This is a genomic window from Halobacillus naozhouensis, assembly GCF_029714185.1.
GTDB classification, from domain to species: Bacteria; Bacillota; Bacilli; order Bacillales; family Halobacillaceae; genus Halobacillus_A; species Halobacillus_A naozhouensis.
In genome coordinates this window covers 2,049,952-2,070,385 of record NZ_CP121671.1, presented here as the reverse complement: position 1 = coordinate 2,070,385, position 20,434 = coordinate 2,049,952, and the positions used below count along the sequence as shown (strand labels likewise).

General features: G+C 41.9%; 16 protein-coding genes and 1 pseudogene. 5 read left to right on the top strand and 12 right to left on the bottom strand.

Going from position 1 to position 20,434, the window contains the following annotated elements; all coding sequences use genetic code 11:
- Window positions 1–265 precede the first annotated feature (265 nt).
- From P9989_RS10845 to P9989_RS10830, 4 genes and pseudogenes are all read left to right on the top strand, one after another.
- The gene (locus P9989_RS10845) at window positions 266–1,333 is read left to right on the top strand and encodes a DctP family TRAP transporter solute-binding subunit (protein WP_283078760.1); all 1,068 of its coding nucleotides are present in this window, start codon (window positions 266–268) and stop codon (window positions 1,331–1,333) included.
- Between the two features lie 82 nt (window positions 1,334–1,415).
- The gene (locus P9989_RS10840) at window positions 1,416–2,477 is read left to right on the top strand and encodes a tartrate dehydrogenase (RefSeq protein WP_283078759.1); all 1,062 of its coding nucleotides are present in this window, start codon (window positions 1,416–1,418) and stop codon (window positions 2,475–2,477) included.
- Window positions 2,478–2,520: 43 nt separating this feature from the next.
- A pseudogene (locus P9989_RS10835) lies at window positions 2,521–3,513 on the top strand (FAD-binding oxidoreductase); the annotation flags it as partial.
- Entirely contained in the window at window positions 3,510–4,487 is a 978-nt protein-coding gene (locus P9989_RS10830) for a bile acid:sodium symporter family protein (protein ID WP_283078758.1), read from the top strand. The pseudogene P9989_RS10835 and the gene P9989_RS10830, both read left to right, overlap by 4 nt.
- Window positions 4,488–4,960: 473 nt before the next feature.
- On the opposite strand, the gene P9989_RS10825 is transcribed toward P9989_RS10830, so the two are convergent.
- Entirely contained in the window at window positions 4,961–5,404 is a 444-nt protein-coding gene (locus P9989_RS10825) for a class II fructose-bisphosphate aldolase (RefSeq protein ID WP_283078894.1), read from the bottom strand.
- Between P9989_RS10825 and P9989_RS10820 the strand changes: the two genes are divergently transcribed.
- The gene (locus P9989_RS10820; RefSeq protein WP_283078757.1) at window positions 5,360–5,839 is read left to right on the top strand and encodes a site-specific integrase; all 480 of its coding nucleotides are present in this window, start codon (window positions 5,360–5,362) and stop codon (window positions 5,837–5,839) included. The two genes, P9989_RS10825 and P9989_RS10820, sit on opposite strands and share 45 nt — an antisense overlap.
- Window positions 5,840–5,917: 78 nt before the next feature.
- Here P9989_RS10820 and mutL read toward each other — a convergent pair whose 3' ends face one another.
- From mutL to recA, 11 genes are all read right to left on the bottom strand, one after another.
- Complete coding sequence (mutL, locus tag P9989_RS10815; RefSeq protein ID WP_283078893.1) at window positions 5,918–7,741, bottom strand: DNA mismatch repair endonuclease MutL; 1,824 nt, start codon at window positions 7,739–7,741, stop codon at window positions 5,918–5,920.
- Between the two features lie 33 nt (window positions 7,742–7,774).
- Window positions 7,775–10,336, bottom strand: coding sequence for a DNA mismatch repair protein MutS (gene mutS, locus P9989_RS10810; protein WP_283078756.1), 2,562 nt, complete (start codon window positions 10,334–10,336; stop codon window positions 7,775–7,777).
- Between the two features lie 135 nt (window positions 10,337–10,471).
- Window positions 10,472–11,032, bottom strand: coding sequence for an outer spore coat protein CotE (locus tag P9989_RS10805; protein ID WP_283078755.1), 561 nt, complete (start codon window positions 11,030–11,032; stop codon window positions 10,472–10,474).
- Window positions 11,033–11,494: 462 nt separating this feature from the next.
- Entirely contained in the window at window positions 11,495–11,920 is a 426-nt protein-coding gene (locus tag P9989_RS10800) for a YlbF/YmcA family competence regulator (RefSeq protein WP_283078754.1), read from the bottom strand.
- Window positions 11,920–13,491, bottom strand: a complete 1,572-nt coding sequence (miaB, locus tag P9989_RS10795) for a tRNA (N6-isopentenyl adenosine(37)-C2)-methylthiotransferase MiaB (protein ID WP_283078753.1) — start codon at window positions 13,489–13,491, stop codon at window positions 11,920–11,922. The genes P9989_RS10800 and miaB overlap by 1 nt, the downstream gene beginning before the upstream one ends.
- A gap of 149 nt (window positions 13,492–13,640) precedes the next feature.
- Window positions 13,641–14,816 (bottom strand): glycine C-acetyltransferase, encoded by a 1,176-nt coding sequence (locus P9989_RS10790; protein ID WP_283078752.1) that lies wholly within the window; start codon window positions 14,814–14,816, stop codon window positions 13,641–13,643.
- An 18-nt stretch (window positions 14,817–14,834) separates the two neighbouring features.
- On the bottom strand, window positions 14,835–15,875 hold the full coding sequence (gene tdh, locus P9989_RS10785) for an L-threonine 3-dehydrogenase (protein WP_283078751.1): 1,041 nt from the start codon (window positions 15,873–15,875) through the stop codon (window positions 14,835–14,837).
- A gap of 265 nt (window positions 15,876–16,140) precedes the next feature.
- A complete protein-coding gene (locus P9989_RS10780; protein WP_283078750.1) occupies window positions 16,141–16,401 on the bottom strand; it encodes a stage V sporulation protein S in 261 nt (86 codons plus the stop codon).
- A gap of 108 nt (window positions 16,402–16,509) precedes the next feature.
- Window positions 16,510–17,307: a TIGR00282 family metallophosphoesterase gene (locus P9989_RS10775; RefSeq protein WP_283078749.1), complete on the bottom strand. Its 798-nt coding sequence runs from the start codon at window positions 17,305–17,307 to the stop codon at window positions 16,510–16,512.
- 72 nt (window positions 17,308–17,379) lie between these two features.
- On the bottom strand, window positions 17,380–18,939 hold the full coding sequence (gene rny / locus P9989_RS10770) for a ribonuclease Y (protein WP_283078748.1): 1,560 nt from the start codon (window positions 18,937–18,939) through the stop codon (window positions 17,380–17,382).
- A gap of 335 nt (window positions 18,940–19,274) precedes the next feature.
- Window positions 19,275–20,321, bottom strand: coding sequence for a recombinase RecA (gene recA, locus P9989_RS10765; RefSeq protein WP_283078747.1), 1,047 nt, complete (start codon window positions 20,319–20,321; stop codon window positions 19,275–19,277).
- Between the last annotated feature and the right edge of the window lie 113 nt (window positions 20,322–20,434).

Genomic DNA, 20,434 nt, shown 5'->3' with positions numbered 1-20,434 from the left:
CTGTATCCTCCTTTGGATATTGTATCCAAAATGTTATGTAAGCGTTTTCCAAATAAGCGTTGTTTTTGCTTATTTTAGTTACATAATCATTTCTTTACCTACAGAAACTATTAAATCTTTTCAGAAAATTATAACATATTAAGCATAGAGTTGGGAGGTGATAAGAGTATCAGGTTGTAGGCAGCCTAAATAAATGAGGGCAATGACGCCTTTTTTGTAAGCGCTTCAATGTAAATGACAAATTTTTCAAGGGGGAAGTAACGACATGTATTTTGTCAAAAAAGCAACATTAACTCTTTTAGGATTAATCCTTGTTCTTACTCTTGCGGCTTGTGGAGGATCCAGTGAATCATCTTCTTCTAGTAATGGGGAAAGTAACAGTGAAAGCAGCAGTAGCAGCGGAATACAAGAAATGACCATTAAAATCTCCCACGTAGTTGCAGAAAACACACCTAAGAACAAGGCAGCAGAAGCCATGGCTAAACATATTGAAGAAAACTCCAACGGTAAAATCAAAGTACAGGTTTATCCAAATGGTCAGTTGTTTGATGATAAAACTGAAGTGAAAAACCTTCAAGCCAATAATGTCCAATTTATTATGCCGGACATGTCCAAAATGGTTGGTATGAACCCGGCATTTAACGTTCCATCCTTACCATTTGTATTTAGCACCAACGAGGCAGCCTATAAATTTTGGGATGGTGAGAAAGGTCAAGAAATACTAAAAAGTCTTAAGAGTGAAGGAATTATTGGCTTAAGAATGTGGCCAAATGGACCAAAACAAATTACAAATACGAAACGTCCTATAAATTCTCCTGATGATTTAGAGGGATTAAAGCTTCGTGTACAGGGCGGCCAGGTTCTTGCATCCATTTTTAAAAACCTAAACGCAGGTCCGCTGCAATTACCATTTGGACAGTTATACACAGCACTTGAGCAGGGAACAGTTGACGGTCAAGTAAACACATTTAGTAACATTGCTACTAAGAAACTGGGGGATGTTCAAAAATACATTACAACAAACTGGGGCGCTGCCAGGGTTGATTATGCCTTACTTACAAACCAAAAATTCTGGAATAGTCTAAATGAAGAAACCAAAAAAGTAGTACAAGCAGGTATAGATCACGGAACAAAGAAAGCCCGCGAACTAGCCGAGAAACTTAATCAAGAAGCATTTGAAACCATAAAAAAACGTGGAAAAATGGAAATTCATGAATTAACTCCAGAGGAAAGAAAAGTATTCCAAAAAGCATTACAACCCGTCTATGAAGAATTTAAAGATGAAGTTGGAGCTGACGTTATAAAGGCTGCAAAGGCAGCTTCTGCTAAATAGTCTAGAAAAGGCTAAGGAAGTGAAAAACGCTGAATCTCAGCGTTTTTCATTTCGTTAAATTTTATTTAAAGGAGATTATCTCATGAAAAAACATGAAATTGCTGTTATCCCTGGAGATGGAATCGGTAAAGAAGTTGTTCCTCCTGCATTGGAAGTTCTACATACCATTGCTGAAGTGCATGGAGGATTATCATTTGAATTTACTGAGTTTCCTTGGAGTTGTGATTATTATTTAGAGCATGGTGAAATGATGCCTGAAGATGGTATTGAAACACTGCAAAACTTCGAAGCCATCTTTCTAGGAGCGGTCGGCAATCCTTCCATCGTCCCTGATCATGTATCACTATGGGGGCTGTTGTTAAAAATTAGGAGGAATTTTGAACAATCCATCAATATAAGACCAGCTCAATACTTTAAAGGTCTTCGCTCGCCTCTTACAAACCCTAATGATTTCGACCTCATTGTCGTAAGAGAGAATAGTGAGGGGGAGTATAGTGAAATTGGTGGACGGATCCACAGAAATGAAAATGAAATGGCGATACAAAATGCAGTATTTACTAGAAAAGGCTGCGAATCAGCGATGCGGTATGCCTTTGATTTAGCTGAAAGAAGGAATAAACATCTGACAAGTGCTACAAAATCTAACGGAATCTTTCATACCATGCCGTTTTGGGATTCTGTATTCGATGTTGTAAAGAATGATTATCCGAAAGTTGAAACAAATTCTTCCCATATTGATGCTCTTGCCGCCTTTTTTGTAAGTCAACCAGAAAAGTTTGACGTCATTGTGGCAAGTAACCTATTTGGTGATATTTTAACGGATATAGGCGGTGCTGTTATGGGGAGTATTGGCATCGCACCCGCTGCAAATATCAATTTAAATGGTCAATACCCTTCCATGTTTGAACCCGTCCATGGTTCTGCACCTGATATTTATGGAAAGGGGATTGCTAATCCAGTCGGGCAAATATGGACCGCCAAAATGATGCTAGATCATTTTAACGAAGAAGAACTTGGTGAAAAGCTATTAGATGTCATTCAAGAAGTGATAGCTGACGATATAAAGACAGCTGACATTGGCGGGAAGTGTACTACTGATGAAGTTTCTACCGAGATTTGCAATAGACTTAGGGCCCTCAAATAAAAAGGGGGATCAAGGTACTGTCATTGACAAAGGAGCAAGTAAAAAAGTAGCGGATAGGAATGATACGTCGATCGTCCCTTTCGGACTGGGATCTAGTCTGGAGGGGCATGTCATTCCTTATGATAAGGGAATTACCATCGACTTTACATTAATAAACAAAGTCGTTGAAATCCGGGAAAAGGACTTTCTGGTCAAGGTCCAGCCTGGTGTCACGCGGTCGCAATTGAATAAAGAACTGAAGAAATACGGCCTGTTTTTCACGGTAGACCCAGGGGCAGATGCAACACTCGGGGGGATGGCAGCTACCAATGCCAGCGGGACGACCTCTGTCAAATATGGGATTATGAAGGATCAGGTAAATGATTTAGAAGTAGTACTGCCTGACGGTGAAATTATCCACACAGGAAACATGGCGCAGAAATCATCTTCCGGATATAACCTGACGAGCTTTTATGTCGGTTCGGAAGGAACGCTCGGCTGTATTACCGAACTGACTTTGAGAGTATACGGAATCCCGGAAAATATCATGGCGGCAAGAGCGTCGTTTCCGACTGTCGATGATGCTGTGGAGGCAGTAGTTTCGATTTTGCAGACGGGTGTCCCGGTCGCACGTGTCGAACTCGTCGATGAAGCTTCCATCAGGCAAGTGAACAGCTTCAGCGATGTTTGTGTACCGATCTCGGAATTGGCAGGTGCCATTAAACATGGAAGAGAAAAAATCGAGGAATTGGACTTTGAAGCAGGCATCCTGGGCCACGTCGGTGACGGCAACTACCATGCCTTGTTAATGAGCGATACAGATAATCCAGAAGAAGTAAGGATGGCGGAAAAATTCAATGAAGCCATCGTGGAATACGCCTTGGCATGCGGCGGAACATGCACCGGAGAGCATGGCGTCGGACGGGGAAAAATGAAGTATTTGAAGCGTGAACATGGAAGTGCACTGAATGTCATGGGAAATATCAAATCGGCACTGGACCCGAAAGGAATCATGAATCCTCATAAACTTATTGATACGGAAGGAAGAAGCAAATGAAATTACTAGAGACGATCAGTAATCTAGCCGGAAAATACTTTGCAGTTTTGGTGGTTGGGGTTGCCCTTATCGCATTTTTCATCCCAGATCCTTTCGTAGGTTTGGGTGCTTATATCACGATCCTATTGGGAGTTGTCATGTTCGGGATGGGGCTCACGCTTAAACCCGTAGATTTCAAGCTAGTATTAAGTAAACCTATGCCCGTTATCATTGGAGTAGCTGCCCAATACGTTTTAATGCCGTTAGTAGCTTTTATGCTTGCCTATCTTATGAATTTACCGGCTGAACTGGCAGCAGGACTGGTGCTCTTAGGTTCTGTCCCAGGCGGTACAGCGTCAAATGTCATGGTCTACCTAGCGAAAGGAAACCTTGCACTTTCTGTTGCAATGACTTCCTTATCTACCATACTTGCGCCTATTCTGACACCGTTGATCCTGTTAGCCCTAGCTGGACAATGGCTGCCCGTAGACCCAGTAGCGATGTTCTTATCCATTGTACAAGTCATTATTGTTCCGATCACCCTAGGGGTTTTACTCAGAAGAATCTTTCCAGCAACCGTAGAAAAAAGCGCCACCGTCGTTCCGCTGATTTCCGTCATCGCGATCATCGTCATCGTTTCCGCAGTCGTAGCAGCGAACGTAGAAAGTATCACCACTTCAGGGTTGCTGATTTTTTCAGCGGTCATGATTCATAACTTGCTTGGCCTTTTCCTTGGGTATGTAGCAGCTGTATTGATGAGATTGGATGAAAGTAAACGAAGAGCTATATCCATCGAAGTTGGTATGCAGAATTCCGGCCTTGGCGTAGCTCTAGCAACCGCACACTTCGGGCCATTAGCTGCCTTGCCTAATGTCATCGCAGCGGTCTGGCATAATATTTCCGGACCAATTCTAGCAACATTCTGGTCCAAAAAGCGAGTCACAGAAGGAAAAAACATAAAAGAATCCAAGCCCATCTCCAGACAAGCACAATAGTGGGACCTCCCACTGGCCCTTCATCAAGTTTAATAATGGTGGTAGTGCCTCCCTCCGCCAATCTACTACACTAAAGTGCAAAATAATAATTAGTTTGAGAAACGAAAGAACCTACTCCCCCGTAAGGGAAGTAGGTTCTTTTCATGGGTAGTTTTATTAAGCAAGGAGAAAGTGTAAGGAATACCTTACATCATGCCGCCCATTCCCTGAGTGGAGTAAATACTTAAAGAAGAGAGTGAAAAGCGCCTATAAAATAGGCAATATAACCGGACTATCTTAAATTCAGGCTAAATAAGATATCAATATTTATGAACAATATCCAGTCGTAATCCAGTCAATTATACTGCACAATTGTAACATGGCTTTCTTTCTAAGGGAGTAGCATTATTAATACAATGAATGGTTGAATTTTAGATAAATAAAAGAACCAGGAAGCCCTGCTTAACCAGAGTATTCCTGGTTCTTAATCTAAACTAGTTTGCTAGCGCTCTATTATTATTGAAGTGATAGATTTTCTCTTTAATAATTTCTTTTACTTTGTCATTACAAGGAATAAGTACGTTTCTAAGGGAATTATCCAACGATGATTCACTAAACGTTTCTTTCCCTTTTTCAATGTAAGTAACATTCAGTATTGTACCAATATTGATTTTGGAAATCCCGTTTTCTATCAATACACCGATATCATCATAAGATACACCTGTTCCACCATGTAATACAAGCGGTACATCCACTGCCTCATAAATCTTGTGTAACACATCGAAATCCAATGCTGCCTTAGAACGATACTGTCCACGGGCAGATCCGAAAGAAACAGCTAATGCATAGACGTTTGTTTCTTTATAGAAATAGGCAGCCTCCTCTGGATCTGTATGGTTGGAGTGTTCGACGGAAACACCGTCTTCGGTTCCCCCAATCGCCCCGACTTCAGCTACCCTAAAACCGATTCAGGTATGAGAACCATCGCTCTGTCTGAATCAGTCATTACAGCATTAAGTCAATACCGAAAAGAGAAAAAGGCACAACTTTTCCGTGCCGGAATGAAACTTACGCCTTCCTGTTATGTGATTTCTGATAATGGGAGCTCTCCTATTAACCCACAAACGGTTCATAAATTCTTTTTATATGATATAAAGCGGTCAGAAGTACCACGGATTAGATTCCATGATCTCCGCCATACTCATGCAACAATTATGCTTCAGTTAGGAGAACACGCTAAAGTTGTTTCTGAAAGGTTATGCCACGCCGTTGTACAGACTACACTAAACTTATATAGTCATGTTACTCCTAACATGCAAAAAGATTCAGCAATAAGATTTGATGAGGCGTTCAAAAACATCCATTTGCAATAAATGTGGTCAAATTGTGGTCAGTTATAAAAGAAATAAGCGCTAACTCCTATTAAATGAGGGGTTAGCGCATAAAGTTTCTTACATCACTCGCTTAAACATCTTCTCCATTTCATACTCTGAGAAGAATACAATAATAGGACGCCCATGAGGACACGTGAATGGGTCCGTTGAGGTTCGTAAATCTTCCAGCAATTGAAACATATCGGTCTGATTCAAATAGTGATTCGCTTTGATCGAACGTTTACACGACATCAGAATCGCCGCTTCTTCTCGCAGTTTGCCGACATGAATACGCTCTCCGCTCATCAATTGTTCCACCATTTCATGAATTACTTCTTCCTCGAAACCTTTTGGAAACCATTGGGGATGCGAGCGGATAATATAACTGCTTTCACCGAAAGGTTCAAAAAACAACCCCACCCCCTCTAACTCTTCTTTGTATTCTTCGATTCGCAGTGCTTCATGTTTTTGAAACTCAAACGTCATGGGCACAAGCAGCTCTTGTACTTCCTGGGCAACCTCTCCAATTCGATCACGAAAGAATTCATACTTTATGCGTTCCTGTGCTGCATGCTGATCGACAATATACATGCCTTCTTCGTTCTGAGCTAAGATATACGTTCCATGAAGCTGACCAATGGGATACATCGTAGGTACTCGGTTCTGATTCTTACTGCTTTCAATATCAACAGATGGAGTGGTTTCAGTTTTCTCCGGTTCTCGTAAAACATCCTGTTCCGTCTGCATTTCTCTTACAACCGAATGCTGCGCCTCCTTAAAGGGGTTCGATTCAGGGGTAGATACTGAAGGCACAGCAGGGCTTGAACTTAGGCCTTCCTCTGATCGGCTTGTCTCTGAAAAATTAAAACTCGTCTGATCACTATATGGTTTCACCGATTTCTTATTGTCTTTCTGTTTAACTTGAGGAATTAGTGTTTCTTTCCGAAAAGACTCACGGATCGTTGACTCGACAATATCATAGAGTTCTTTTTCTTTACTAAAACGAACTTCTAACTTCGCCGGATGAACGTTCACGTCAACCAGAATGGGATCCATTTCTATTTTCAGAATAACAATCGGACTTTTTCCGATTGGAAGCAAGGTATGATAACCTTGCTGAATCGCTTTATTAAGGGCTATATTACGAATGAATCTATCATTGATGATAGTAGATATATAGTTCCTTGATGCCCGGTATACCTCTGGTTTTGCAATGTAGCCAGTAATTTTAAAATCCAGCGTTTCTGTTTCGATGGGAACCATTTGCCTGGCCACTTTCATGCCGTACACTTGTGCGATCACTTGCAGAAGGTCACCCCGGCCATTAGTTCTGAATAATTCTTTTTCATTATGAGTGCATGTAAATTTAATATCAGGGTGAGCTAAAGCCATTCGGTTCAGAACATCTGTAATATGACCCAGTTCAGTATGGATCGTTTTCATATATTTTAATCGGGCAGGGGTATTATAGAAAAGTTCCTCTACTAAAATCTCGGTACCTTGTCTGGCATCACTCTTCGCTTCTTCTATGATCTTACCGCCTTCGAATTTCATCCTCGCCCCAGCTTCAGCACCTGTTGACGTTTGTAAAGTCAGACGGCTGACTGCAGCTATACTGGCGAGAGCCTCCCCGCGAAAACCCAGCGTGCGAACGTGGAACAGGTCGTTTTCATCAAGGATCTTACTTGTCGCATGGCGATGAAAAGCCCTTTTAGCATCACCCTGTTCCATTCCATATCCATTATCGCTTATACGAATAGATTGTAAGCCTGCTTCAATTAGCTCAATATTTATCCAGGTGCTGCCGGCATCAATACTGTTTTCAACGAGTTCTTTCACGACAGAAGCTGGCCGTTCGACTACTTCACCCGCCGCAATTTTGTTAGCTAAGTGGTCAGGCATTAATTGAATTCGCCCCACGTATGACCCTCCTTGTTACGACTTGATCTGATTTTGCAAGCGATGGAGCTCATTCATCGCATCCATCGGAGTCATTTGCATCAAATTTAAATCCTTAAGCTGTTTCTCAACAGCTGAGGGTTTACTTTGCTTTGAAGGTTTAGTCTCTTCTACAAATAAACTTAATTGTTCTTCTTCACTAGAGGCTGCAACTTCCGGATTTGCATTTTCTAGATGATTTAATAAAACCGTTGCTCGATCGATAAGTGAATCAGGTAAATCTGCCAGCTTTGCAACATGAATTCCGTAACTTTGATCGGCCGCCCCTTCCTGAATCTGATGGAGAAAAACGACATTCCCTTCATATTCTTCAGCACGAACGTGAATATTTTTCAATCGATCCAGTTGATCAGCAAGTGACGTTAATTCATGATAGTGGGTGGAAAATAAAGTCTTAGCCTTAACTTTTTCATGAATATGTTCCACTATAGCCTGTGCCAAAGCCATCCCGTCATACGTGCTCGTCCCACGGCCGATCTCATCCAGCAAAATCATGCTTTGTTCGGTGGCATGGCTGAGGGCATGGTTCGCTTCAAGCATTTCTACCATAAATGTACTTTGTCCTGAAACAAGGTCGTCCGCGGCGCCAATTCTCGTGAAGATCTGATCAAACACAGGCAACACTGCCGATTCACACGGTACAAAGCTTCCCATTTGAGCCATAATAGATGTTAAGGCAAGCTGTCTCATATATGTGCTTTTTCCAGACATATTCGGTCCTGTTATGAGTAACACGTCTGTTGTATCATCCATATAAATATCGTTCGGGACAAACGACTCTCCCTTCATAACCTGCTCTACTACAGGATGTCTGCCTTGTTTAACATCAATCACCCGGTCATGACCAAAGGCTGGGCGATGGTAATCATTCTTGTCAGCACTCTCGGCAAATCCTTGAAGAACATCGATACAGCTGATCTGCTCAGCCAGCGACTGCAACGCTTGAACAAAACCTTTAACACGCTCACGTACTTCGACGAAAAGCTGATATTCGAGCTCTACACTTTTCTCTTGCGCTTCCAGAATAAGTGTTTCCTTTTCTTTTAGCTCAGGAGTAATATATCGCTCCGCATTCGTTAATGTTTGCTTGCGTTCATAACGACCTTCTGGCAGAGAAGAAAGGTTGGCTTTCGTTACTTCAATATAGTAACCAAATACACGGTTGTATCCTATTTTTAATGATTTAATTCCCGTTTCCTTCCGTTCCTTTCCTTCAAGCTCAGCGATCCATTTTCTCCCGTTTTTTGAGGCATCACGATAGTCATCTAGCTGACCATTATAACCATCACGAATCATGCCCCCTTCTTTTATCGTAATTGGTGGATCATCTGCTAAACTATCATCTAAAAGTTTCCGTAAAGATGGTAACGGATCAATTTCCTGATAAAGTTTCGTAAGAGAAGGGTGGTCAAATTGCTCAAGAGTTATTAATATATCTGGAATTTTGGCCAATGAATTTCGCAGTTGGATCAAGTCTCTTGCATTGACATTGCCAAAAGCCACCCTGCCTGCCAATCGCTCAAGGTCATATACAGAAGTTAGCTGTTCACGGAGAGCTTCCCGCTCAAAAAATTGTTCAATCATCCCTTCAACTTGATCATGCCTAGTCTTAATTTCTTCTTTAGACAGAAGTGGACGTTCAAGCCATTTTTTTAACATGCGGGCACCCATTGATGTAATCGTATGGTCAAGTACAGAAAGCAAGCTGCCTTTCTTCCCTTGTTTTCTTAGCGTTTCTACGAGTTCTAAGTTTCGTTTCGAATACATATCCAATGACATATATTCCTTCAATTCAATCGGTTGAACCGGTCGCAAATGGTCAAGGGCACGCTTCTGAGTGTGCTCAATATAATGAAGCAAACGACCGAACCCTTCGATGAATTTATCCTGATGAACGGCTTCTACAAGGTGACTAAACCCTTCTTGAATGTCAGACTGATCGCAATAAGATAACGTATAGCCTAATTGCTGTTCAAGCAATTGTTGACGCTCGTCATCGAAATCACTCGCGATCACCACTTCTTTAACTGGTCTATTGAAGAGCTCGCTCATTACAGCATCGAAACCAGTTGAAATTAGGGCGATGCTGTTCTCCCCTGTCGTGAGGTCATTGTAACTAACGGTAAATGTTCCATCCTTGAATTCCGTTACAGAAGCGAGATAATTATTTTCTTTTTCATCAAGCATACTCCCTTCCATTACAGTACCTGGTGTAATTAACTGAACAACTTCCCGTTTAACAACTCCTTTTGCGGCTTTTGGATCTTCAACTTGCTCACAAATCGCTACTTTAAACCCTTTATCAATTAGTTGTGCTATGTAATTTTCAGCTGAGTGATATGGAACACCACACATCGGAATCCGATCCTTATCTCCGCCATCCCGACTCGTCAGTGTGATCTCAAGCTCTTTCGATGCACTTAGTGCATCATTAAAAAACATTTCATAAAAGTCACCAAGTCTAAAAAATAAAAAAGCATCCTTATAGTCTGCTTTTATTTTCAAATATTGCTGCATCATGGGCGTGTATTGTGCCATTCTTATAGTCCTCCAAAACGTACGAAATTCTAATATAACGACATTATACCACATAATCCGCCTGCTCTTTAATGAAAGAGTCGTGCTAAAAAAGCAAAAAAAAATGCCCCGCTGAGTCAGCAAGGACATTCACGATTACTCTTCACTACTGCTGCTAGGAAGGAAATCTGTTTCAATATCTGAGAAGTCATCGGATGATAATTCAAATTCGTAATCATCATCTCTCTCACAGCCATGAGGATTAACTTTCACACACAGCTTTGTTTCACCAATCACGTCAACGATAAATTCTCTTTCTACTTCAACGCAAATTTTCTGTCCCTGTGCTGTAATCTTACACTCTAAACAATTAGGCTGCTGAACTGCTTTTGCTACCACTTCTAAATGATCGTTGATGCAATTCTCATCTTTTACTGCCAGGCGAACATGATCGCAATAGTTAACACGTTCGGTTACAACTTCTGTCTTTGTATTATCATTATAAGAGTACCAAACGTTTATGTCGTAACTTCCTGAAACCTCTACATGGTCGCCTTTCTTCTTGGCATTGTAGATATGATTGATAACCCAGCAACCTAAAATACTGGTTGGGCGATGAGATGGGCTAATCGTGTTCGTTGCTTCGGTAAATTTCTTCCCTTTTCCACATACAGCCTTAGTAATAATTTCACGGTACTCCCGCTCAAAGAATGACATAGCAACACTCCTCCTTAATCTACAGCCCATTCTATGCAAGTCATGGGCGAATGGTGAATACAAAAAAAGAATCGATGACTTCAAATCGTTTGTACTCCCATCCTATGCAAACGCCCAAGAAATTGTACCAAGAAATGTGGAGAGGGGCTGAGAGACCTGACACGCATAAGCAAAACCATGCCGTGACATGGTTTTTCGTCACAGAATGGGATTACTTATGTCGCGAAGGTCTGCCCCCTCGGAACTGGACAATAGAAAAGCGAAAGTGCCTTGGTCAGACTCGAAAAGCATAAGCGGAGCACCGCAGTAAAAGGATCCGATTTTGAACAATTTAGCTGGGTTCATTAAGAGAACGCTCCATTCTAATAGGGTAAGCTCCCTTTTCACAAAAATAGCTCACTTCTCTAAAAAAGATCTTGATACATAAAAACCGCCGGAAAATATCCGACGGTTAGTCTTTAATCAGTGGCCACACGCTTCATCTTTTCGTTTAGAACCTGTCTCTCCACTGAGCAAATCTCCACCTGTTGAGCGAATCACTTCATTCGTTACCTCACGGGAGATCGTACTGGAGATCATCTGAAGAATATCGTTTATAACCACTTGTGAATCTTTAAATTCTGCTACGACTGGAATGCTATCCAATTCATCCTGCAAGCGGTCAATTTCTTTTTCTACTTTTTCAAGTGCTTCGGTTTTTCCGTAAGCTTGAAAGTTAACAGCTTGTTTCTGCAACGCTTTAATTTTCTTAATATGGTCTTGCACTTTTTTATTCTCGTTGAGCTTCGCTTCAAGCTGTTTAAAGCGATCAATTTCCTCGATCTCTGCCATCATTTTTGCAAGCTTATGTGCTTCATCCACAACTTGCTGTCTTGTGTACTGTGCCATTATTTCACCTCTATAGTCTCTTCGACCATAACCCCATCTAAGGACCAGGTCTTCGCTTTATTAATTTTCACTTTCACGATGGTCCCAATAGATGAGCGCGGACCTGTAAAGTTTACCATTTTATTGCGTTTCGTATAACCTGCTAATACTTCACTATTTTTCTTGCTTTCGCCTTCAACAAGCACTTCGACTACTTCGCCTTCATATTGCTTCATAGCTTCAGCAGCCTGATCATTCACAAGTTTGTTCAGGCGTTGCAGGCGATCTTTTTTCTCATCCATAGATATGTTATCTTTCATGCGAGCAGCAGGGGTACCGTCACGTGCTGAATAAATAAACGTATAAGCCGCTTCAAAACCAACTTCTTCGACAAGGGACATGGTATCCTCAAATTGCTCTGCGGTTTCGTTCGGGAAACCTACGATAATGTCAGTTGTCAGCGTAGCATCTGGCATGGCCTTACGAATCTTGCGTACAAGCTCTAAATATTCTTCCCGAGAATATTTACGGCCCATAATTTTCAGGATGTCAGAGTTTCCAGATTGTACGGGCAGGTGAATATGGTCAAGCATATTTCCACCTTTAGCAAGAACCTCAATTAAGCGATCATCAAAATCACGCGGGTGTGAGGTTGTAAAACGGATTCTTGGGATATCAATATCCCGGAGCTCATCCATTAAGTCACCGAGACCGTAATTCAGATCGAGGTCTTTTCCGTATGCATTTACGTTTTGCCCCAGTAAAGTAATCTCTTTATATCCTTGGGCAGCTAAGTGACGAACTTCCTGAATGATGTCTTCTGGTAAACGGCTTCGTTCTTTTCCGCGAGTGTAAGGTACAATACAATATGTACAGAACTTATCACAGCCGTACATAATGTTCACCCACCCTTTAATTTTACCTTTACGAGAACGCGGGAGGTTTTCGATAATATCGCCTTCTTTTGACCATACATCGATCACCATCTCTTTCCCGAACATTGCTTCTTTCACAAGTTGAGGTAAACGATGGATATTGTGGGTTCCGAAAATCAAGTCAATAAATGGATGTTTTTTCAGAATGCGGTTTACTACCGATTCTTCCTGAGACATACATCCGCACACACCAATGATCAAATTCGGGTTCTCAAGCTTTAATGGCTTCAGGTGGCCGATCTCTCCAAACACTTTGTTCTCTGCATTTTCTCGAATAGCACAAGTGTTGAGCAGAATGATATCCGCTTCTTTCGTATCATTTGTTGATTCATAGCCCATCTCTTCAAAAATCCCGGCCATAACCTCCGTGTCATGCTCGTTCATTTGGCAGCCATACGTGCGAATCATGTATTTACGGCCTTGCCCTATGTTATCCAAGTCTTCAGGTATTGTAAAATCATAGTGAACCTTTACATCCTCTTTTCGACGACGCTGCGCTTTTCTTAGCGAAGGCGGCTGATAGGTCGTCTCAAAATATTTCATAAAGTCTTCACTGGTTTTGTCTTTAATTCGATTAAGGTTATCCTGATCGGATTTTACGTCCGCTGGAGTTCCCTGGCGAATTTGTGACGATTCTTTGCGTTGTTGTTCGTTCATGTCAATCTCCTTTCAGGCAGAGCTCTAACTGTCTCATTATATCAATTTTATATAAAAATATTAAGAGCTAGCCGTAAATTGCAGATCTTTTTTGTATTTATGAGGAAAAAAGCCACTATGACATGCTTCATAGTGGCTCGGGTATGATCTTACAGTATATTAAGTTTTTTGCCAACTTTTTCAAAAGCATTTAAAGCTTCTTGCAGTTCTTCCTTGGAATGTTCAGCGGTCACGATGGTGCGGATACGCCCTTTTCCACGCTGTACAGTCGGGAAAACAATCCCTTGAGCAAACACACCTTCTTCGAACAGCTCATCGGAGAATTTATGAGTCAGCGCGTCATCACCGATCATAACTGGCGTAACTGGGGTTTCACTAATTCCTGTATCAAAGCCGAGTTTCTGTAGCCCGTCCTTAAAGAATTTCGTATTATCCCAAAGCTTCTCAATCAGTTCCGGCTCTTCAAGCAGCACATCAATGGCAGCATCGTTAGCCGCTGTTACAGCCGGTGGATGAGAGGTGCTGAATAGGAATGGGCGGCCTTTATGAATCAAGTAGTCACGTAAGGTTTTCGTACTGGCTACATATCCACCGAGGACACCAATCGCTTTACTTAGTGTTCCGACTTGAATATGGACGCGACCATCTAAGTTGAAATGGTTAACTGTTCCTCGTCCGTTATCGCCTAATACACCACTGGCATGAGCATCATCCACCATAATCAAGGCATTATATTTTTCAGCGAGTTCAACAATCTTTGGAAGTGGAGCAATGTTTCCGTCCATAGAGAATACTCCATCTGTTACGACGAGACGTGTACGGAAATCAGCACTTTCTTTAAGCGCTTGCTCTAATGAATCCATGTCCACATGTTTATAAATTTTGCGCGAAGCCTTCGTCAGGCGAATGCCATCGATAATGGAGGCATGGTTGAGTTCATCTGAAATCACGACATCCTGATCTGTTAAAATTGAGGAAAGCACTCCCTGGTTTGTTGTAAAGCCAGATTGGAATACAAGAGCCGCTTCAGTATGCTTGAATTTAGCAAGCTTTTCTTCAAAGTCTTCGTGCATTTGCAGTGTGCCTGCAATAGTCCGAACAGAACCCGTCCCTACACCATACGTTTCATTTGCTTCGTCAGCAGCTTTTTTCATCCGCGGATGGGATGTTAACCCTAGATAGTTGTTCGAGGAAAGCTGAATAACCTCTTTCCCTTTAATTACTACTTTTGAACCTTGAGCCGATTCAAGCGGGATCAGTTTTCTAAACGTCCCTTCATTTTTCATTTCATCTAATTGTTCCTGTAAGTATTCAAATCCTTTCATGACCATCCTCCTTAAAAGTTATGGGTGTAATACTACTTTACCGCATTTTCCTTCATTCATTAACTGGAATCCTTGTTCGAATTCTTCAAGATCAAAATGATGAGTGATAATCGGCTTCACATCCACTTGCCCAGAGTGTAACAAACGGGAAACTTGCTGCCACGTTTCATACATTTTACGTCCAGTTATCCCTTGGACTTGAACCCCTTTAAACACAACGTCATTGGTAATATCGAGAGTAACCGGAGTAGTTGGAAGACTTAAAATCGAAACTCTTCCTCCATTTGTGATCATCTTAAAGCCTTGGTCCATGGCCACTGGGTGACCGCTCATCTCACAAACAACATCAACACCATGTTGGTCGGTTAGTCTCCTTGCTTCTTCTACTGGATCCGCTTCACCAGAATTGATGGTGACGGTGGCTCCCATTTCCTTAGCAAGTTCTAATCGATACGAATTCAAATCAAATGCCAGCACTTGAGATGCTCCGGCTGCTTTAGCGACTCCGACGGCCATTAATCCAATCGGACCACAGCCAATAATCGCTACTGATTTACCTGCCACGTCACCGTTTAGCACAGTGTGAACCGCGTTTCCCATCGGCTCTTGAATGGAGGCAATATCATTAGGCAGGCCGTCTGGATTACGCCATAGATTACTAGCAGGCAAGGCTACATATTCTGCAAAACACCCCTGTGTGTCAACACCAATGATTTGAGTGTTTTCACATATATGATATTTACCCGTCAGACATTGAGTGCAGTGACCGCACACAAGATGGGTCTCTGCACTCACATAATCTCCGATGGAAAAATTATCGACTGATTCTCCCACTTCAACTATTTCACCAGCGAATTCATGACCGAATACATACGGCGGATTAACTCGGCTAGCTGACCACTCATCCCAATTATAAATATGAACATCTGTTCCACAGATTGAGGTTGCTTTCACACGTATAAGTACTTCATCAGCCTGGATATTTGGTATAGAAACTTCGCGAAGTTCCGCCCCTTTTCCACGATGATGCTTCACAATAGCTTTCATTGTTCCATCCACAGAAAACACTCCTGTCTACTTAAATAAGGGTTAATTCCTTTTATATTCATATATTATCATGAATAAAGAATACGTCAAATTACTAGCGTCCTCTGTGTATGTACAATTGATCATTTAATAAAACGCTTTCTTACTATACCGGCAACACAGTCCCGTTAGACAGAAAATTGCCTTCGTTTTTAAATTCTTTTACAACAAAAAAACCGCAGCTGCTCTTGGCGAGCGTGCGGCTTCATGTCATATAATTCATATTAAAAAGACGGAATTAACGAGGCTCGACAATTAATTTGATTGCCGTACGTTCCTCCTCATCAATCATGATATCGGTAAAGGCGGGAATACAAATGAGATCAACACCACTAGGCGCAACAAACCCGCGCGCTATCGCAACCGCTTTCACGGCCTGGTTTAGTGCCCCAGCCCCAATGGCTTGAATCTCTGCTGTTCCACGTTCCCGAATGACATTTGCCAGGGCTCCTGCTACTGAATTAGGTACGGATTTAGCTGATACTTTTAATACTTCCATTACTAGCTCCTCCTTCATTCACTATAGTTGTTCCATAACTACTATATTCTTGGAGATGTAGAATATTCCCTTTTCATTATGCAGGAACTTTTCGCAAAATTCAAACAATCAGCCAAAAAACGGGTGGTCCTCGTTAATTTGAATTCTTTTTACCTTCGTTGCACGGCCGTTGGTTTCATCCACATCTACCAAAAACCCACTCAATTGTGTTCTTCCCGTCTTAGGGACTTCAAAACGTACCGGCAAATTCGTTAGAAACCTTTTTAATACGGCTTCGCGTTCCATACCAAGAATTCCGTCGTAAGGTCCAGTCATGCCCACATCAGAAATATAAGCAGTCCCATTTGGTAAAATGCGCTCATCAGCTGTTTGTATATGAGTATGGGTCCCAACATTCACACTGATCCTTCCGTCTACGTACCAGCCCATCGCCTGTTTTTCACTCGTAGCTTCGGCATGAAAGTCGAGAAAGATAATAGGAGTTCGTTGTTTAGCTTCATCAATCAAACTATCAATTTTGCGAAAAGGATCGTCGTTCGGGGCCAGAAAAGTCCGGCCTTGTAAATTAATGACCGCTACCTCAGCCTTAGGCGTCTTGACATAGGTAATACCTTTCCCTGGTGTTCCCTCGGGGAAATTGGCGGGCCGGACTAAATATTCGGCATGATCAATAAACTCAAAAACTTCACGCTTATCCCATGAATGATTCCCCAGCGTAACTGCCTGGGCACCTACTTCTAAAAATCGCCGATAAATCTTTTCTGTAATGCCCTTTCCTGCTGCTGCATTTTCACCATTTATGATTGTTATCGTTGGCTGATACTTCTGTTTTAACTTAGGAAGATATTCGTCAACCATCGTGCGTCCTGGAGACCCAACAACATCACCTATAAATAATATTTTCATAATCGATTCCCTTCTTTGCGTAGATATTGGATAACATGAAAATGAAGCGGTCCGTAAAGACCGCTTCATTTATTATTTCGCATATTCCACTGAACGTGTTTCACGAATGACTGTCACTTTAATGTGGCCCGGATAATCAAGTTCATTCTCAATTTGATTACGTATATCCCTTGCCAGACTAGTCGCTGTTAAATCGTCAATTTCGTCCGGTCGAACAATGATCCGTACTTCACGCCCTGCTTGAATGGCAAATGACTTTTCAACACCGCCATAAGATTCACAGATCTCTTCAAGTTTTTCAAGACGTTTAATGTAGTTCTCAAGTGTCTCACTGCGCGCACCTGGACGTGCGGCTGAAAGAGCATCAGCTGCAGCCACAAGTACAGCAATCACAGAGGTTGGTTCTTCGTCGCCATGGTGAGAAGCAATCGCGTTAATCACGACATCGTTCTCTTTATATTTGGAAGCTAATTCCTTCCCAATTTCCACGTGACTTCCTTCCACCTCGTGGTCTATCGCTTTACCTATGTCATGCAACAGTCCTGCGCGGCGCGCTAACGTTTCGTCTTCTCCCAGCTCTGCAGCCAGAAGACCGGATAAATAAGCCACCTCTGTAGAATGCTTAAGAACATTTTGTCCGTAGCTTGTACGATATTTCAAGCGACCGAGAATTTTAATAAGGTCTGGATGTAATCCATGCACTCCGATTTCAAAAGTCGTTTCTTCTCCAACCTCTCGGATGTAATCATCCACTTCACGTCGTGATTTATCAACCATCTCTTCAATACGTGCTGGATGAATTCTGCCATCCTGAACAAGTTTCTCTAAGGCCATACGTGCTGTTTCCCGACGAATAGGGTCAAACCCTGAAAGGATAACGGCTTCAGGAGTATCATCAATAATAAGATCAATGCCAGTAAGCGTTTCTAACGTACGGATGTTACGACCTTCACGACCGATAATCCGCCCCTTCATTTCGTCGTTTGGCAAGTTTACTACTGATACTGTAGTCTCTGCAACATGATCGGCAGCACAGCGCTGAAGGGCAAGTGAAAGAATGCTTTTCGCTTTCTTATCTGCTTCTTCTTTGGCACGGTTCTCGGCTTCCTTAACCATTAGTGCTGATTCATGAGATACTTCTTGTTCCACGCGTTCGAGAATAACCTGTTTCGCCTGGTCTGATGTTAGACCGGAGATTCGTTCAAGCTCTGTTTGCTGTTCTTGAAGCATCGCTTCCACTTTGCTTTCCGTTTCTTCAATTTGTTGTTGTCTTTCGGCAAGAGTCCCCTCTTTCTTTTCGAGTGATAATTCACGCTGATCTAAAGTTCCACTCTTACGATCAAGATTCTCTTCTTTCTGTGTTAATCGATTTTCAGTTTTCTGTAGTTCCATGCGGCGCTCGCGAATCTCGTTCTCTGCTTCCTGACGAAAAGTTTGATTTTCCTCTTTTGCTTCAAGAAGTGCTTCTTTCTTCGCAGATTCAGCATTACGTCGACCTTCCTCAACAATTTGTTTGGCAAGGTCTTCGGCGCTAGAGATTTTAGCTTCCGCAATAGATTTCCGAATGAGATAACCAACAACAGAACCGACGATAAGGGCAAGCAAAATGAAGGCGATGGATAACATATCCATAGGTTCACCTCCTCTTGCTATAAACTTGGTCCGTTTGTCGGCATGTACAAACGATTCATTTTCAGTTTCATTACATTTTATATAAGGTATAAATATGAAAATGATACACATTCATTTTATGCTTTTAGAATGTAGAATGTCAAGGAATCGTCAAATCTAAGCCCCCACAAATCGAAATATTACCAACAGTCTGTCTATTTAAACGAAGTCGCGAGGTGTTTTGCAAGAACTTAAGGGGAGATGAGACCAGGTGCACAAAAGGTTAAAAAAATAGTCCCCCTCTTCAAACGGGTGCGAGGAGCACGAGTTTGATAGAGAGGGACTGCACCTTTCAGTTATACATCAAGAGATTCTTGACTCTCAGAGACCTTTTCACTTTTCTCTTCGGAAGAGGAGCCGTCCATATCGTAGTGCGCACGAACTAATCCTTTAATTTCCTGATATACCTCTTCATTTTCCTTCAAGTACTTTTTGGCGTTTTCTCGTCCCTGTCCCATTCTTTCTTCATTGTAAGAATACCAGGATCCACTCTTTTGAACCAGGTCTAGATCAGTACCGATATCTAGTAGTTCACCTTCTCTGGAAATTCCTTCTCCATACATAATGTCAACTTCAGCTTTCTTAAATGGAGGAGCTACTTTGTTTTTAACTACTTTTAATCTTGTTTTGTTCCCCACCATTTCGTCACCTTGTTTCAAGGTTTCAGCACGACGTACTTCGAGTCTTACAGATGAATAGAATTTAAGGGCACGACCACCAGGTGTGGTTTCAGGGTTCCCAAACATTACACCGACTTTTTCACGGATTTGATTAATAAAGATTGCTGTCGTTTTCGATTTATTAATTGCACCGGATAGTTTTCTCAAAGCTTGGGACATTAAACGTGCTTGAAGACCTACGTGAGCATCTCCCATTTCCCCTTCAATTTCAGCCTTCGGTACAAGCGCAGCGACTGAATCAACTACTACCATATCCACAGCGCCACTTCGTACCAGAGCTTCAGCAATTTCCAAAGCTTGCTCTCCTGTATCGGGCTGTGACAGCAATAGTTCCTCAATATCTACACCCAACGCACGAGCATAAACTGGGTCAAGCGCATGTTCCGCATCAATAAAAGCCGCTTGTCCACCCTGTCTCTGAGCTTCAGCAATAGCATGGAGGGCTACAGTTGTTTTACCGGAAGATTCCGGACCATATATCTCAACAATTCTTCCACGGGGATACCCGCCCACACCTAGAGCCACATCGAGGGCGAGAGATCCGCTGGACACCGTACTGATTCTTTGTTCAGCTTGTTCACCTAGTTTCATAATAGACCCTTTACCAAATTGCTTCTCAATTTGTCTTAACGCCATATCTAATGCCTGTTTACGGTCACTCATAATATTCCCCTTTCAAAATTGCTACTCTCATCATAACTTGTTTTTAAGGATTTGCCAACTAAAAAGCGAATAAATGTTCCCTTTTTTTCAAGATCAAAATTTACCCAATTATT

Bases quoted from the DNA above. Each gene is read 5' to 3' on its own strand.
- P9989_RS10845 (WP_283078760.1), top strand. From the start codon at position 266: ATGTATTTTGTCAAAAAAGCAACATTAACTCTTTTAGGATTAATCCTT.
- P9989_RS10805 (WP_283078755.1), bottom strand. From the start codon at position 11,032: ATGTCATTCTTTGAGCGGGAGTACCGTGAAATTATTACTAAGGCTGTA.
- rny (WP_283078748.1), bottom strand. From the start codon at position 18,939: ATGGATATGTTATCCATCGCCTTCATTTTGCTTGCCCTTATCGTCGGT.
- recA (WP_283078747.1), bottom strand. From the start codon at position 20,321: ATGAGTGACCGTAAACAGGCATTAGATATGGCGTTAAGACAAATTGAG.
- mutS (WP_283078756.1), bottom strand. From the start codon at position 10,336: ATGGCACAATACACGCCCATGATGCAGCAATATTTGAAAATAAAAGCA.
- mutL (WP_283078893.1), bottom strand. From the start codon at position 7,741: ATGCCTGACCACTTAGCTAACAAAATTGCGGCGGGTGAAGTAGTCGAA.
- P9989_RS10780 (WP_283078750.1), bottom strand. From the start codon at position 16,401: ATGGAAGTATTAAAAGTATCAGCTAAATCCGTACCTAATTCAGTAGCA.
- P9989_RS10775 (WP_283078749.1), bottom strand. From the start codon at position 17,307: ATGAAAATATTATTTATAGGTGATGTTGTTGGGTCTCCAGGACGCACG.
- P9989_RS10800 (WP_283078754.1), bottom strand. From the start codon at position 11,920: ATGGCACAGTACACAAGACAGCAAGTTGTGGATGAAGCACATAAGCTT.
- miaB (WP_283078753.1), bottom strand. From the start codon at position 13,491: ATGAACGAACAACAACGCAAAGAATCGTCACAAATTCGCCAGGGAACT.
- P9989_RS10820 (WP_283078757.1), top strand. From the start codon at position 5,360: ATGGTTGGAGTGTTCGACGGAAACACCGTCTTCGGTTCCCCCAATCGC.
- P9989_RS10790 (WP_283078752.1), bottom strand. From the start codon at position 14,816: ATGAAAGGATTTGAATACTTACAGGAACAATTAGATGAAATGAAAAAT.
- P9989_RS10840 (WP_283078759.1), top strand. From the start codon at position 1,416: ATGAAAAAACATGAAATTGCTGTTATCCCTGGAGATGGAATCGGTAAA.
- P9989_RS10830 (WP_283078758.1), top strand. From the start codon at position 3,510: ATGAAATTACTAGAGACGATCAGTAATCTAGCCGGAAAATACTTTGCA.